The organism is Sanguibacter sp. Leaf3, assembly GCF_001425965.1.
Lineage (GTDB): Bacteria > Actinomycetota > Actinomycetes > Actinomycetales > Cellulomonadaceae > Sanguibacter > Sanguibacter inulinus.
On the sequence record NZ_LMRH01000002.1, the window covers coordinates 912804 to 928004 of the forward strand.

At 70.6% G+C, this 15201-nt stretch carries 14 protein-coding genes; 12 read left to right on the forward strand and 2 right to left on the reverse strand.

The genetic code is table 11. The annotated features are described in order from the left end of the window. Nucleotides 1–3: 3 nt before the first annotated feature. From ASG53_RS11525 to ASG53_RS11550, 6 genes are all read left to right on the forward strand, one after another. Complete coding sequence (locus tag ASG53_RS11525) at nucleotides 4–402, forward strand: VOC family protein (RefSeq protein ID WP_056132954.1); 399 nt, start codon at nucleotides 4–6, stop codon at nucleotides 400–402. A gap of 184 nt (nucleotides 403–586) precedes the next feature. Next, nucleotides 587–1417 carry an AraC family transcriptional regulator gene (locus ASG53_RS11530; RefSeq protein ID WP_056132956.1) on the forward strand — a complete coding sequence of 277 codons (831 nt, stop codon included), beginning with the start codon at nucleotides 587–589 and terminating at the stop codon, nucleotides 1415–1417. A gap of 392 nt (nucleotides 1418–1809) precedes the next feature. Then, on the forward strand, nucleotides 1810–2835 hold the full coding sequence (locus tag ASG53_RS11535) for an iron-siderophore ABC transporter substrate-binding protein (RefSeq protein WP_056134196.1): 1026 nt from the start codon (nucleotides 1810–1812) through the stop codon (nucleotides 2833–2835). Further along, the gene (locus ASG53_RS11540; RefSeq protein WP_235533909.1) at nucleotides 2832–3920 is read left to right on the forward strand and encodes a FecCD family ABC transporter permease; all 1089 of its coding nucleotides are present in this window, start codon (nucleotides 2832–2834) and stop codon (nucleotides 3918–3920) included. Before ASG53_RS11535 ends, ASG53_RS11540 begins: the two co-directional genes overlap by 4 nt. 107 nt (nucleotides 3921–4027) lie before the next feature. Further along, nucleotides 4028–5074 (forward strand): FecCD family ABC transporter permease, encoded by a 1047-nt coding sequence (locus tag ASG53_RS11545; protein WP_056134205.1) that lies wholly within the window; start codon nucleotides 4028–4030, stop codon nucleotides 5072–5074. Then, nucleotides 5071–5886, forward strand: a complete 816-nt coding sequence (locus ASG53_RS11550; protein WP_056132958.1) for an ABC transporter ATP-binding protein — start codon at nucleotides 5071–5073, stop codon at nucleotides 5884–5886. Before ASG53_RS11545 ends, ASG53_RS11550 begins: the two co-directional genes overlap by 4 nt. 332 nt (nucleotides 5887–6218) lie before the next feature. On the opposite strand, the gene ASG53_RS11555 is transcribed toward ASG53_RS11550, so the two are convergent. Continuing rightward, complete coding sequence (locus ASG53_RS11555; RefSeq protein ID WP_056132961.1) at nucleotides 6219–6713, reverse strand: SRPBCC family protein; 495 nt, start codon at nucleotides 6711–6713, stop codon at nucleotides 6219–6221. 60 nt (nucleotides 6714–6773) lie between these two features. Then, nucleotides 6774–7103, reverse strand: coding sequence for an ArsR/SmtB family transcription factor (locus tag ASG53_RS11560; RefSeq protein ID WP_056132965.1), 330 nt, complete (start codon nucleotides 7101–7103; stop codon nucleotides 6774–6776). Nucleotides 7104–7341: 238 nt separating this feature from the next. On the opposite strand from ASG53_RS11560, the gene ASG53_RS11565 reads away from it, so the two are divergent. From ASG53_RS11565 to ASG53_RS11590, 6 genes are all read left to right on the forward strand, one after another. Beyond that, nucleotides 7342–8862: a sugar ABC transporter ATP-binding protein gene (locus tag ASG53_RS11565; RefSeq protein WP_056134208.1), complete on the forward strand. Its 1521-nt coding sequence runs from the start codon at nucleotides 7342–7344 to the stop codon at nucleotides 8860–8862. 91 nt (nucleotides 8863–8953) lie between these two features. After that, complete coding sequence (locus ASG53_RS11570; RefSeq protein ID WP_056134211.1) at nucleotides 8954–9982, forward strand: LacI family DNA-binding transcriptional regulator; 1029 nt, start codon at nucleotides 8954–8956, stop codon at nucleotides 9980–9982. Nucleotides 9983–10279: 297 nt separating this feature from the next. After that, complete coding sequence (locus ASG53_RS11575) at nucleotides 10280–11275, forward strand: ABC transporter substrate-binding protein (RefSeq protein ID WP_056132968.1); 996 nt, start codon at nucleotides 10280–10282, stop codon at nucleotides 11273–11275. Nucleotides 11276–11440: 165 nt separating this feature from the next. Beyond that, entirely contained in the window at nucleotides 11441–12970 is a 1530-nt protein-coding gene (locus tag ASG53_RS11580; protein ID WP_056132971.1) for a sugar ABC transporter ATP-binding protein, read from the forward strand. Continuing rightward, nucleotides 12967–14019, forward strand: a complete 1053-nt coding sequence (locus tag ASG53_RS11585) for an ABC transporter permease (RefSeq protein ID WP_056132973.1) — start codon at nucleotides 12967–12969, stop codon at nucleotides 14017–14019. Before ASG53_RS11580 ends, ASG53_RS11585 begins: the two co-directional genes overlap by 4 nt. After that, entirely contained in the window at nucleotides 14016–15041 is a 1026-nt protein-coding gene (locus ASG53_RS11590) for an ABC transporter permease (RefSeq protein ID WP_056132976.1), read from the forward strand. The genes ASG53_RS11585 and ASG53_RS11590 overlap by 4 nt, the downstream gene beginning before the upstream one ends. The last annotated feature ends 160 nt before the right edge of the window (nucleotides 15042–15201 follow it).

The window sequence follows — 15201 nt, forward strand, 5'->3', positions numbered from 1 at the left end:
GACATGGCACTGCGCTGGTACTCGACCGTGGTCGAGTCGCACGACCACCGGGCGCTGGCCGCCTGGTGGGCAGAGGCACTGGGCTGGACCGTGACGTACGAGTCGGACGACGAGGTCTCGCTCGTGCCGCCGTGGGCCGAGGAGCTCGGTGGCCGGCTGCCCTTCGAGCAGGTGCCGCCCGGGCTCGTCTTCGTCCCGGTCGAGCACCCGAAGTCCGGCAAGAACCGGCTGCACCTCGACCTCGCACCGCACACGAGCGACGACCGCGACGCCGAGATCGCCCGGCTGCTGTCGATCGGGGCGACCCGGGTCGACGTCGGGCAAGGACCCGAGGTCACGTGGGAGGTGCTCGCCGACCCTGACGGCAACGAGTTCTGCGTGCTGTCCTCGCGGGACGAGTAGCGGGGGCGACGATGCGGGCGGTCTGCCGTCGTCGCAGACGGCGGGCCGCGATGCTGTGCGGTCGTGGCAGCGGGGCGCGGCACTGTGCAGTCGTGGCAGGACGCTGCGACGCTGCGACGCTGCGAAATCGTGGCAGAGGACTGCGAGCCCGGGCACGTCCTGGTGTCCACGTACTCTGTGGGCCATGACGACGCAGGACCACCGCCCCCGCACGGTCGGGCCGCGCCACCACGCCAGGGCCCGGGCGAGCGAGAGCCGGCAGCTGCCGCTCTACGACGCCGGGTCCGTCGAGGTGCCGTACGTCATCCAGGGCGCCGCGGAGGTGATCACCCGCGACACGTGGTGGGACGAGCACTCCCACCCCACCCACGAGCTGCTGTGGAACGAGCGAGGGGCCTCGACCGCGACGGTCGGCACACGGACGTGGACCGTCACACCCAGCGTCGGGCTGTGGGTCCCAGCCGGCGTCCGGCACACGGGGTGGACACCGGCCGGCACCTGGCAGCGGGCCGCGCAGTTCAGCTCGCACGCCGTGCCCTCGATCTCGGCCGAGCCCGTCGCCGTCGACCTGACGGTGCTGCTCAGCCTGCTGCTCGACAGGCTGAGCGAGGAAGGCCTCTCCGACGCCTCGCGGGCGACGACCGAGGCGATGGTCCTCGACGTCCTCGCCCCGGCACAGGCCCAGCTGCTCCTCCAGGTCCCCACCTCGCCGCTGCTCGCACCCGTGGTCGAGGTGCTGCGCGACGACCCCGCCGACCAGACGACCCTGGCGGGCTGGGCCGCACGTCTGGGGGTGAGCAGCCGGACGGTGACACGGACCTTCGTCACCGAGACCGGGCTCGGGTTCTCCCAGTGGGTCGCGACGGCGCGGGCCCAGCACGCGATCGCGATGCTCGCGCGGGACGAGGAGATCGACGACGTCGCCCGCGCTGTCGGCTACGGCTCGGCGAGCGCCTTCGGGACAGCGTTCCGCAGGGTCACGGGTGTGAGCCCTGGGCGGTTCCGCGCGCTGTGACGAGGAGGCGCTCTGCTGGCGTCTCCGCTGCCACCATCACAGTCATCGTCGCCGCCGTCTTCGCTGCGCCCCAGTCGCCACAGTCGTCACCGCTGCTGTCCGTATCGAGCAATCGGGCGTCTCAACTGCTCGATTGCCTTCCAGGTCAGGTGACACTATCTTCGGTTAGGCAATCCTTAGCCCGCTGTCGACGACGCGGTTCTAGGTCTGCTCCACCCGACCAGGTGCCGCCCCCCGGACGCCGTCGACAGCCTGGCCCGCGCCCCGCGCGGCGGCCCGAGCGTCGACAGCAGACCGCGGTGGCAGGTCCTGGTCGACCAGCACCTGTCTGCTCCTGACTGCACGCACCTGCGGCTCACCGCCGGGTGCTGCACAGCCACCGGAAGGCCACCATGTCCCGCTCTCCCCGCCTGATCGCGCTCTCGACCGCCGCGCTGCTCACCGTCGGCCTCGCGGCCTGCTCCTCCGACTCCCCCGCTGCCGAGTCGACGAGCGCCTCCGGCTTCGAGCCGATCACGATCGAGCACGCTCTGGGCACCACGACGATCGAGACCAAGCCGGAGCGCGTCGCGACGGTCAACTGGGCCAACCACGAGGTCCCCCTCGCCCTCGGTGTCGTCCCCGTCGGCATGGCCGCCGCGAACTTCGGCGACGACAACGGCGACGGTCTGCTCCCCTGGGTCGACGAGAAGCTCGACGAGCTCGGCGCCGAGACGCCCGTACTCTTCGACGAGACCGACGGCATCGACTTCGAGGCCGTCGCCGACACCAACCCTGACGTGATCCTCGCCGCGTACTCGGGCCTCACGCAGGAGGACTACGACACGCTCTCCGAGATCGCCCCCGTCGTCGCCTACCCCGAGACTGCGTGGGGCACCTCGTGGCGCGACATGATCACCCTCAACAGCGAGGCCATCGGCATGGCCGACGAGGGCGAGCAGCTGATCTCCGACCTCGAGACCGAGATCGCCGACAAGGTCGCGGCCTACCCGCAGCTCGAAGGCACCTCCGCGATGTTCCTCACGCACGTCGACACGACCGACCTCAGCCAGGTCAGCTTCTACACCTCGCACGACACCCGCGCCATGTTCTTCGAGGACATGGGGATGACCACGCCCGAGAGCATCGCGACGGCCTCGGCCACGACCGACGTCTTCTCGCTCACGCAGAGCGCCGAGCAGGCCGACGCCTTCTCCGACGTCGACGTGATCGTCACCTACGGCGGCGACGAGCTCGTGACAGCCCTCGAGGCCGACCCGATCCTGTCCCAGGTGCCCGCCGTGGCCAACGGCTCGATCGTCAACCTGCCCGGCACCAGCCCGCTCGGCACCGCGGCCAACCCGACCCCGCTGTCGATCTCCTGGATCCTCGACGACTACCTCGAGCTGCTCGCCGCAGCGGCCGACAACGCCAAGTGACACCAGCACCCCCCAGCCCGGCAGCGTCGGCGGCCACCGTGCCGTCGACGCCCGCCGGGCCGACAGCCTCGGGCGCCGCAGCACTGCGGCGCCCGAGGCGCGTCCGCGCCCTCTGGCTGCTCGTCGTGCTCGCCGTCCTGCTGCTGCTCGTGGTCGCCTCCGTCATGGTCGGCTCGCGCGGGGTGGGCTGGTCTGACGCGATCGCCGCCCTCGGCGGGTCGACCGAGGGCTTCGACAGGGCTGCAGTCGCCAAGCGCATCCCCCGCACGCTGCTCGCCGTCGTCGCCGGCGCTGCCCTCGGCGTCTCCGGGGCGCTCATGCAGGGCGTCACCCGCAACCCCCTCGCCGACCCCGGGATCCTCGGGATCAACATGGGCGCGTCGCTGGCCGTGGTCACGGGTCTGGCGTATTTCGGGCTCACGGCCGCGTCGAGCTACGTCTGGCTCGCGATCGGCGGAGCCGCCGTCACGGCAGTGTTCGTCTACACCGTCGGCTCGCTCGGGCGCGGCGGGGCCACCCCGCTCAAGCTCGCCCTCGCCGGGGCCGCGACCTCGGCAGCGCTGGCCTCCTTCGTCAGCGCCGTGGTCCTGGGTCGCAACGACGTGGCCGGGGGTGTGCGCTCCTGGCAGATCGGCGGGGTCGGCGGAGGCACCTACGACAGCATCAGCCAGGTCGCGCCCTTCCTCGTCGTGGGCTTCGTCCTCGCGCTCGCCTCGGCCCGCAGCCTCAACTCCCTCGCCCTCGGCGACGACCTCGCCGCCGGGCTCGGCGAGCGGGTCGCGATCGCCCGCGGCGTCGCGGCGCTCAGCGCCGTCGTGCTCTGCGGAGCCGCGACAGCCGTCACCGGGCCGATCGGCTTCGTCGGCCTCGTCGTGCCGCACGCGTGCCGCCTGCTGGTCGGCGTCGACCACCGGTGGCTGCTGCCCTTCTCGGCCCTCGTCGGAGCGGCGCTGCTCACCGGCGCGGACGTCCTGGGTCGCATCGCGACCCGGCCCAGCGAGGTCGACGTCGGGATCGTCACCGCGCTCGTCGGTGCCCCGTTCTTCATCTACATCGTCCGCCGGCAGAAGGTGCGCGCACTGTGAGCACGACCCGGTCGACCGACGGCGCCACGGGAAGCCTCGCGTCTGCAGAGACCGCAGAGACCCCTGAGTCTCCTGAGTCTCCTGAGTCTCCTGAGACCCCACCGTCGATCCTCACGAAGGCTCCCGCGACCACCGGCGAGGCTGTCGCCCGCGGGCGCAGGCGTCGTGCACGGCGGCGCCTCGTCGTCATGCTGGTGCTCGCTGCGCTCGTCGTGGTCGTCTACCTCGCCTCGCTGATGATCGGCAAGACCTTCTACCCGGTGTCCGACGTGCTGCGGGTCGTCGCCGGCGACGACGTCGCCGGGGCGAGCTTCACGGTCGGGCGTCTGCGGCTGCCCCGGGCGAGCCTGGCCGTGCTCGCCGGGCTGTGCTTCGGGCTCGGTGGCGTCACCTTCCAGACCATGCTCCGCAACCCGCTCGCCAGCCCCGACATCATCGGCATCAGCTCGGGAGCCAGCGCAGCAGCGGCCTTCGCGATCGTCACGCTCTCCCTCGGGTCCCGAGCGGTGTCGATCATCGCGATCCTCGCTGGGCTCGCGGTCGCGGTCCTCATCTACCTCTTGTCCTACAAGGGCGGGGTCGCCGGGACCCGGCTGATCCTCATCGGGATCGGTGTCGCCGCGATGCTCGACAGCCTGACAGCCTACGTGCTCTCCCGCGCGGCCGAGTGGGACCTGCAGGCCGCGCAGCGCTGGCTCACCGGCAGCCTCAACGGTGCCGGCTGGGCGCAGGCCGTGCCGGTCCTCGTCGCCCTCGTCGTGCTCACCCCGGTGCTGCTGAGCCAGTCGCGGAACCTCTCGGTCACCCAGCTCGGCGACGACACCGCCGCGGCGCTGGGCGTCCGCGTCGACAGGACCCGGCTGGTGGTGATCGTCGCGGCCGTGGGCCTCATCGCCTTCGCGACAGCCGCTGCGGGGCCGATCGCCTTCGTCGCGTTCCTGTCGGGGCCGATCGCCGCGCGGCTCGTCGGGCCTGGTGGGTCGCTGCTGATCCCCGCCGGGCTCGTCGGGGCGCTCCTCGTGCTCGTGGCCGACCTCGTCGGCCAGTACGCCCTCGGCACGCGGTTCCCCGTGGGGGTCGTCACCGGGGTGCTCGGTGCGCCGTACCTCGTCTACCTCATCGTCCGCACGAACCGCGCCGGGAGCTCACTGTGACCACCACCCACACCCTCGTCGCCGAGGATCTCGTCCTCGGCTACGGCGACCGCACGGTGATCGACGGGCTCGACCTCCTCGTGCCACCGGGGCAGGTGACCGCGATCGTCGGTGCCAACGCCTGCGGCAAGTCCACGCTCCTGCGCTCGATGTCCAGGCTGCTCAGCCCGCGCGGCGGGCAGGTGCTGCTCGACGGCAAGCAGGTGCACAAGACCCCGGCCAAGCAGCTGGCCCGCACCCTCGGTCTGCTGCCCCAGTCCCCAGTCGCCCCCGAGGGCATCACCGTGGCCGACCTCGTCGGGCGCGGGCGGCACCCGCACCAGGGCATGCTCTCGCGCTGGAGCGCTGCCGACGACGCGGCCGTCGCCGAGGCCCTCGACGCGACTGAGACGGCTGGTCTGGCCGACAGGCCCGTCGACGAGCTCTCGGGCGGTCAGCGCCAGCGGGTGTGGATCGCGATGGCCCTCGCCCAGCAGACCGACGTGCTGCTGCTCGACGAGCCCACGACCTTCCTCGACGTCAGCCACCAGGTCGAGGTGCTCGACCTGCTCACCGACCTCAACCACGCGCGTGGCACCACGATCGTCATGGTCCTGCACGACCTCAACCTCGCCGCGCGCTACGCCGACCACCTCGTCGCCCTCGCCGACGGACGCGTCCACGCCGCCGGGACACCTGCCGAGGTGCTCACCGAGAGCACCGTGAAGACGGTCTTCGGCCTCGACAACCAGGTCATCGTCGACCCGACGTCGGGCAAGCCCCTCATGCTGCCGATCGGTCGGCACCACGTGACGGTCACGCCTCGGGGCTGAGCACCCCTCATCGACTGCCGCCCCGCGGACCGAGGTCGCCCTGCGAGGACCGAGGTCGCGCAGCGTAGGCCGAGGCCGCACCGCTGACCGCGAAGTCGTCCGCGAAGGCCGAGGTCGTGCAGACACGCCGGACCGACGAGCACAGGCTTCGATCTCGGCGTGTCTGCACGACCTCGGGGCACCGCGTGCGACCTCGGGGCACCGCGTGCGACCTCGGCGTACCGCGTGCGACCTCGAGCTGGTGCGTGCGACGTCACGGGGCCTCTGAGCGACCTCAGGTCGGGATCTGCCTCCAGACCACGGACAGCCCAGCAGCACACGGTCGACCGGGGTCAGCTGTCCGCGAGGACTCCGTCGATCTGGCCCATGGCGAGGCTCATGCCCTCTTCCATGCCCATGGCGATCAGCGCATCGAGGTGCTCGAGGCTCGCGAAGGTCGTCACGATGGTCATGCGGGTGCGGCCGTCACCGCCGTCTGCCTCCTCGAGGGTGACCACGGCACGGGTGGTGTCCGTCGTCGGCACGCCCTGGCCGTCGTCGGCGAAGCCGTCTTCGAACTCGAAGGTCCGCGGCGCGTCGACGGAGAGGATCTTCCACCATCCGCCGGCCTTCTCGCCCTCGGGACCTGTCATGTAATACGTCGACCGCCCGCCCGGCACGAGCTCGTGCTGGTCGAAGGTCGCGGGCCAGGTAGGCGGTCCCCACCAGCGCTCGAGCTGGCGGGGGTCCTCCCAGATCTGCCACACGCGCGCGACGTCCGCGTCGTGCTCCGAGACGATGGTGAGGGTGAGCGCTGAGGGGTCCTTGTGGCTGCTGATGACAGGCATGGTGCGTCCTTCTCTCGGTCGTCGTGCGGTGGTGGTGGTGGTGATGTGCTGCTGCTCGGCCTACTCCGCGAGCAGGTCGTCGATCCTGTCGGCGCGCAGGCGCCAGATCTGCTCGTAGCCCTCGAGCAGACGTGCTGCCCGGCGGATCGCGTCGAGGTTCCCGTGCACGATCTGCTCCCGTCCGTTGCGCTGCTTGGTCACGAGCGTCGCGCGCTCGAGCACGGCGACGTGCTTCTGCACGGCCGCAAAGCTCATGTCGTAGTCCCGTGCGAGCACCGACACCGACTGCCCGTGCTCGACGACCCGCGTCATGATGTCCCGACGGGTGGCGTCGGCCAGGGCCTGGAACACCCTGTCGACCTCTGCATCACTCCATTGATCTACAACCATAAAGTTGTACGTTACGCGTGACGTGCGTCACGCACAAGAGGCTGGTGAGCGCCCGACCAGAGCCACCCCACCTACCGCACCGCAGGCTGTCGACCTCGGGACCGCTCCGTATACGATGACCAGCACCTCCGCGCTCCAGGTCTGCGCACGGACGGACGCGCGGCGACGACGCCGGGCCAACCCCCTGGACCGACAGCAGATCGGTGCGACGGCGCCCCGAGGCGAGAAGGGACCCGAGATGACACCCGCACCGATCGTCGAGATGCGCGATGTGACCGTGGCGTTCCCGGGGACCCTCGCGCTCGACAACGTCTCGCTGCGGCTGTTCCCCGGCGAGGTGCACTCCCTCCTCGGCGAGAACGGCGCCGGGAAGTCGACGCTGCTCAAGGTGCTCACGGGGGTGCGTCCCGCAGACTCCGGCTCGGTGACCGTGGACGGGGCACCGGCCGAGATCACCCGACCGGCCGACGCGATCCGCCTCGGCATCCGCACGGTCTACCAAGAGCTCGAGCTGCTGCCCAACCTGTCGGTCGGCGAGAACATCATGCTCGGCCAGGAGCCCAGCCGGCTCGGCCTGCTGTCCACCCGCGCGATGCACACGAGCGCCCGTGCGGCCCTCGACGCCCTCGAGGTCGACCTCGACACCCGTGCGCGCCTGGGCAACCTCCCGCTTGCCGTCCAGCAGCTCGTCGCGATCGCCCGCGCGACAGCCGTCCAGCCTCGCGTGGTCGTGCTCGACGAGCCGACGTCGAGCCTGGACCCCGGCGAGGTGACGACCCTGTTCAGGACGGTCCGCCGGCTGCGCGACGCGGGGATCGCCGTGGTCTTCGTCTCGCACTTCATGGAGCAGGTCTACGAGATCTCCGACAGGCTCACCGTGCTGCGCGACGGCCGCCTCGTCGGGGAGTACCTGCCGCAGGAGATCCTCCGGGTCGACCTCGTCCACAAGATGGTCGGCACCGGGGCGAAAGCACTTGCCCAGGTCGCGGCGCAGGTCGAGGCGCGCGACGTCGACGACGGTCCGGCGCTCGTCCGAGCCCGCGGGCTCGGGCGCAAGGGTGCCGTCGCCCCCTTCGACCTCGACGTGCGCGAGGGCGAGGTGATCGGTGTCGCCGGGCTCCTCGGCTCCGGGCGCACCGAGATGGTGCGGCTGCTCACGGGGACCGACCGCCCCGACACCGGGACCCTCGACGTCTACGGCGTGCCGGTCCAGTTCCGCAGCCCCCGCGACGCGATCCGCTCGGCGGTGGTCTACTCCTCCGAAGACCGCCGGCACGACGGGATCATCGACGACCTCAGCGTGGCCGACAACATCGTGCTGGCCCTCCAGGCGCAGCGCGGCTGGCACCGACCGCTGTCCCGCGAGCACCGCGACGAGCTCGTCACGAGCTACGTCGAGTCCCTCGACATCCGCCCGACCGACCCGAGCGTCCGGGCCGGCACGCTGTCCGGCGGCAACCAGCAGAAGGTCTTGCTGGCCCGGTGGCTCGCGACAGCGCCCCGCCTGCTCGTCCTCGACGAGCCGACCCGCGGCATCGACATCGGCGCGAAGGTCGAGCTGCAGAAGCTCGTCACCGACCTGGCCGACAACGGCATGTCTGTCGTCTTCGTCTCGGCCGAGCTCGAGGAGGGGCTGCGGATGAGCGACAGGATCGTCGTGATGCGCGACGGCGTGCTGGTCGCCGACGTCACGAACGATGGCCTTACCCTGGACTCTGTGCTCGCCCTCATCGCCTACGGCGACAGGGCTCCTCGATGACCAGACCCGGCTGGACGCGCCCGCGCGACGCCACGGCTGGCCCGGCGACGATCGATGGCACCGCGACCCGGTGCCGGACGGAACGGACCTCTTGAACGAGAAGGACAAGACCACGCGCTCGGCCACGATCTTCGACGTCGCCCGGCTCGCCGGAGTCTCGCACCAGACGGTCTCACGCGTCCTCAACGACATGCCGAACGTCCGGGCGTCCACCCGCGACAGGGTCCAGCAGGCCATCACCCAGCTGCGCTACGCGCCCTCCCCCGCCGCCCGCGCCCTCGTGACCAAGCGGTCCAGGCTCGTGGGCCTCGTGGTCACCGCAGGCGTGGACTACGGGCCGTCGTCGATCGCCCTGCACGTCAACGAGGCGGCCCGGCGGGCCCGCTACTCCGTGCTGACCATCTCGATGCTCGCCCCCGACGTGACCGAGGTCCGCCAGGCGATCGAGTCCCTCGTGCGCCAGAGCGTCGAGGGGATCGTGCTCGTGGCAGCCGACCGCGCCGTGGTCGGCGCGAGCTACGAGATCGAGTCGGCCGTCCCCGTCGTGACCGTCGACGCGACCCGCTCGGCGGCCGGCGAGTCTGTCGCGATCGACCAGCACGAGGGCGCCAGGCTCGCGACCGAGCACCTGATCTCCCTGGGCCACACGGCGATCGCCCACCTGGCCGGCCCGGCGACGTCTCCCGACTCCCTCGAACGGGTGCGGGGATGGCAGTCGGCCCTCACCGCAGCGGGCCTGCCCGCGACAGGCCTGGCCCACGGCGACTGGAGCCCCGCGAGCGGGTACGCCTACGGGCTCGACCTCGACGTCGACGCCTCGTGCACGGCCGTCTTCGCCTCGAACGACTCGATGGCCCTGGGCCTCGTGCACGCCCTCGGCGACAGGGGTCTGCGCGTCCCTGACGACATGAGCGTCGTGGGTTTCGACGACCTGCCGGAGGCCGCGCACTACAGACCGCCGCTCACCACGGTCCGTCAGGACTTCGAGGCGCTCGGCACGCTGCTCGTGCGGCGCCTGCTCGCCGCGATCGAGGCGGACGGCTCAGCCGCGGTCGACCACGTGACCCCTGAGCTGGTCGTCCGTCAGTCGACAGCGAGCCCCCGGCACGCCCGACCCTGACCCTCCTGGGCCCTCTGAGGAACGCAACTGTGAGCGCTCACATTTCGTGACCCGAACGTGACCAGAGGGTCTTGCCCTCGCCGCCGTGAGCGCTAACAATAGACATCGCAGGGCCGGCAACCCCACTCCCCGATCACCGTCGGGACCGGGCGTGACGTTCGATGTGAGCGCTCACACCACCTCAGCCACACCCAGCCCCACCGGGACCGCGCACCGACGCTCGGTCCCCCAAGCAGAGCCCGGACGGGAACGCGCACCGCAGCGCGCCGTCTGGACCGTCGAAGGAGACGCACCCTCATGAAGAGCTTCCGCACAGGCTTCGCAGTCCTCGCCATCTCCGGCCTCACCCTGGGTCTCGCCGCCTGCGGGTCCGACGACGACTCCTCCGCAGGAGGGTCCGGCGGGGGCGACGACGTCGTCACCGTCGGCTTCGTGGCCGTCGGCCCCGAGGGCGGCTGGCGCACGGCGAACGAGAACAACATCAAAGAGGCGTTCAGCGCCGAGAACGGCTTCGACCTCAAGTACTCCCCGGCCTCCGACGGGTCGCAGAACTCCCAGATCACCGCCTTCACGTCGTTCATCGACGAAGAGGTCGACGTGATCCTGCTGTCCGCGACCGAAGCGACAGGCTGGGAGGACGTGCTGGGCAAGGCCCAGGAAGCCGAGATCCCCGTGGTGCTGCTCGACCGCGGCATCGAGCCCGACAACACCGACCTCTACGCGGCGCACATCGGCCCGGACAACTACTCGATCAGCGTCTCGGCCGCCGAGTGGGCCCAGGAGACCTTCCCCGAGGGCGCCAGCTACGTCGTCCTCGAGGGCCCTGCGGGTCTCTCGGTCGTCAACGAGCGCAACAAGGGCTGGGACGACACGATGGCCGACGCCACGGGCTTCACCAAGCTCGAGAGCCAGGACGCGAACTGGTCGACCGACCAGGCCAAGAGCGTCTTCGAGACCATGCTCAAGTCCCACAACAACGACGTACAGCTCGTCTTCGCGCAGAACGACGAGATGGGCCTGGGGGCCGCGCAGGCCGTCGAGGCCGCCGGGCTCACCCCGGGCGAAGACGTCAAGATCATCACGATCGACGGCACCAAGGCCGCGCTCCAGGGTCTCGTCGACGGTCAGCTGAGCTTCGTCGCCGAGTACAACCCGCTCTTCGGCGAGACGGCCGTCGAGGTCGTCAACTCGCTGCTCGCCGGTGAGTCTGTCGAGTCCGAGTACGTCATCGACTCGGTGACCTTCGACTCCCCCGAGGCCGCCGAAGAGGCGCTCCCGACCCGCGCGTACTGACCGCAGGCACGCCGCACCGGCACCAGGCCCTCGGGTCGTGGTGCCGGTGCGGCACTGCTGCACAGCTGCACTGCGGCACCGCTGCACAGCGCGGCACAGCGGCACCGCTGCACCCGCACCCGCACCCGAGCCACGAACGACGAGCACGAACGACGAGGCGAAGACATGAAACCACCGGCACCCGTGGTCGAGATGACGGGGATCTCCATCGAGTTCCCCGGCGTCAAGGCCCTCGACGACGTCGCCCTGCGTCTCTACCCGGGCGAGGTCCACGCCCTCATGGGTGAGAACGGCGCCGGCAAGTCGACACTCATCAAGGCGCTCACAGGCGTCTACACCGTCGACGCCGGCACGATCGTCGTCGACGGCCAGCAGCGCGACCTGCGCGGCACGGCCGACGCGCAGGACGCCGGCATCGCGACCGTCTACCAAGAGGTCAACCTCTGCACCAACCTGTCGATCGGCGAGAACGTCATGCTCGGCCACGAGGCCCGCGGGCCCCTCGGGGTCAGCTGGCGCCGCACCCACGCCCAGGCGCGGGCGGCGCTCGCCCGTCTCGGCCTCGACGACCTCGACACCCACGCACCGCTCTCGTCGCTGTCGATCGCCCTCCAGCAGCTCGTCGCGATCTCCCGGGCGATGGTCGTCGACTGCAAGGTGCTCATCCTCGACGAGCCCACGTCGAGCCTGGACGCCCACGAGGTCGCGAACCTCTTCACGGTGATGCGCAGGCTGCGCGACTCCGGGGTCGCGATCCTCTTCGTCTCGCACTTCCTCGACCAGGTCTACGAGATCACCGACAGGCTGACCGTCCTGCGCAACGGACGCCTCGTGAGCGAGCACCTCACCCGGGACCTGTCCCGCGGCGACCTCGTCTCGGCGATGATCGGCAAAGACGTCGCGACGCTGACGTCGCTCGGCTCCGAGCGGGCGGCGCGGGTCACCGACCCCGGTGCCGTCCCCGTCCTGGAGGCACGGGGCATCGGACGCAAGGGCTCGATCCATCCCTCCGACGTCGAGGTGCACGCCGGTGAGGTCGTCGGCTTCGCCGGCCTGCTCGGCTCCGGGCGCACCGAGCTCGCACGTCTGCTCTACGGCGCCGACCGCCCGGACACGGGCGAGATCCGCGTCGACGGGCGGCGGACGTCGTTCGGGTCTCCGGTGGCGGCGATCGCCGAGCGGGTCGCCTTCTCGACCGAGAACCGCCGCGACGAGGGGATCGTCGCAGACCTCTCGGTCCGCGAGAACCTCGTCCTGGCCGTCCAGGCCAAGCGCGGCTGGATGCGACCGATCCCACGCAAGGAGCAGGACGAGCTGTGCGCGCGGTACATCGCCGAGCTCAACATCCGCCCGGCCGACGCCGAGCGCCCCATCAAGAACCTGTCCGGCGGCAACCAGCAGAAGGTGCTCCTCGCCCGCTGGCTCGCCACAGCACCCAGGCTGCTGATCCTCGACGAACCCACCCGCGGCATCGACGTCGGCGCCAAGGCCGAGATCCAGGAAGCCGTGGTCGCCCTGGCCGCCGAGGGCATGGGCGTCGTGTTCATCTCCTCCGAGCTCGACGAGGTCGTGCGGCTCAGCGACACGATCGTGGTGCTCCGCGACAGACGCGAGGTCGAGACGATCGTCAACGGACCGACAGTCACCGCCGACACCATCGTCGGCATCATCGCCAGGGAAGGTGACGCAGCATGAGGTCAGCACTGCGCAGCCAGTACTTCTGGGGCGTCGTCGCCCTCGTCCTGCTCGTCGGCGTCAACGTCGTCAAAGACCCGAGCTTCGTGCAGATCACCATCAACGACGGCAACCTCTACGGGTCGCTCATCGACATCCTGCGGGCCAGCGCGCCTGTGCTCATGATCGCCACGGGCATGACGCTCGTCATCGCGACAGGCGGCATCGACCTCTCGGTCGGCGCCGTGATGTGCGTGGCGGGCGCTGTCTCCATGGAGTTCCTCGCGAACGTCTCCGACCCCGGGTCGATGACCTCGGTGCTCTCGGCGCTCGGTCTGGCCCTCGGGCTGAGCCTCGTGCTCGGCATGGTCAACGGGTTCTTCGTCTCGGTCCTGGGCCTGCAGCCCTTCATCACGACGCTCATCATGATGCTCGCCGGGCGCGGGATCGCGAAGGTCATCACCGCCGGGCAGAACACCACGGCCACGAGCGCCCCCTTCCGGTGGATCTCCAACGGCTACGTGCTCGGCTTCCCGGTCGCCTTCCTCATCGCGCTGGTCGTGGTCGCGGCGCTCGCCCTCGTGGTCCGCCGCACGGCCCTCGGTCTGATGATCGAGTCTGTCGGCATCAACCCGAAGGCCTCCCGCATGGCGGGGATCCGGCCGCGGAACATCCTCTTCACCGTCTACGCGGTCTCCGGGCTGCTCGCCGGGATGGCCGGGGTGTTCACGACGGCCAACGTCATGACCGTCGAGGTGGCCAAGACCGGCATGAACATGGAGCTCGACGCGATCCTCGCCGTCGTCATCGGCGGGACCTCGCTGGCCGGCGGCAAGTTCTCCCTCGGCGGCTCGGTGATCGGCGCGCTGCTCATCGTCACCCTCGACAAGACGATCACCTTCTTGTCGATCCCGTCCGCGGCGACCCCCGCCTTCAAGGCTGTGGTGATCGTCATCATCTGCCTGCTGCAGTCCGAGCGGGTCCGGGCGCTGTTCACCCACCGACGACCCAGACCGCCCGCGCCGCCGGCCCAGAACCCCACGCAGACCCTCGAGGAGGTCGTCGCATGAGCACCACCCTCGACGTCGAGCGCCCCACCCGCAGCCCGCGGCTGCGTCCACGCCTCAACCTCGCGGCGTTGCCCACGGTCGCCGCCGTGGTGATCCTCGCGATCATGCTCGTGTACGGCGAGCTCGCCTACGGCAAGATCTTCCAGCTCAACACGCTGTCCAACCTGTTCATCTCGAACTCCTACCTCATCATCCTGGCCGTCGGGCTCACCTTCGTGATCCTCGCCGGGGGCATCGACCTGTCCGTCGGGGCCGTCGTGGCCTTCGCCTCGGTCTCCGGGGTGATGCTCGTCAACGCAGGTGTGCCGTCGGTCCTGGCGATGGTCGCGATGGTCGCGATCGGGGCCGTCTTCGGGCTGATGTCCGGGGTGCTCGTGCAGTACTTCAACGTGCAGCCCTTCATCGCCACGCTCGCGATGATGTTCTTGGCCCGCGGTCTCGCGTCGATCCTCAGCACGGCGCCCGAGCGCCTGGCCGACGACTCCGGCTTCCGGACGCTCTCCGACGAGATCAAGCTCATCGACGGGCCCAAGCTCAACGACCTCGTCGTCACCCCCAACGTGGTCATCGCTCTGCTGGTCGCCGGCGCTGGCTTCGTGCTGCTGCACAGGACCCGCTTCGGCCGGACCGTGTACGCGATCGGCGGCTCTGAGCAGTCCGCGACGCTCATGGGGCTCCCGGTGGCCCGCACCAAGGTGTGGATCTACGTGGTGAGCGGCACCTGCGCCGGGCTCGCCGCCGTCGTCTACACCTCCAAGCTCGGCATCGCGCAGAACATCACCGGGACAGGCTGGGAGCTCGACGCGATCGCCGCGACGGTGATCGGCGGGACGCTGCTCACCGGCGGCGCCGGGTACGTGCTCGGGTCCGTGGTCGGTGCGCTGGTGCTCGGCCTGATGAACGTGCTCATCACCCGCGACGGCAGCATCCCCGCAGAGGCGACGACCATCATCACCGGCGTCGTGCTGCTCGCCTTCGTGATCCTGCAGCGCGCGGTGACGCACGCCCGCAGACGGACCTGACCGGGACGACGACGTCCCGAGCCCGTCAGCGCCACCCCCTCCGACCGCTCTCCGACCGCCCTGCCCGCTCGACTGCCCCACCAGCACGACCAGCACGACAGCCCTGCCGCTCCGCTGCCATCCCCGCACCACAGCAGCTCCGCTCCACAGCAGTCCTGCA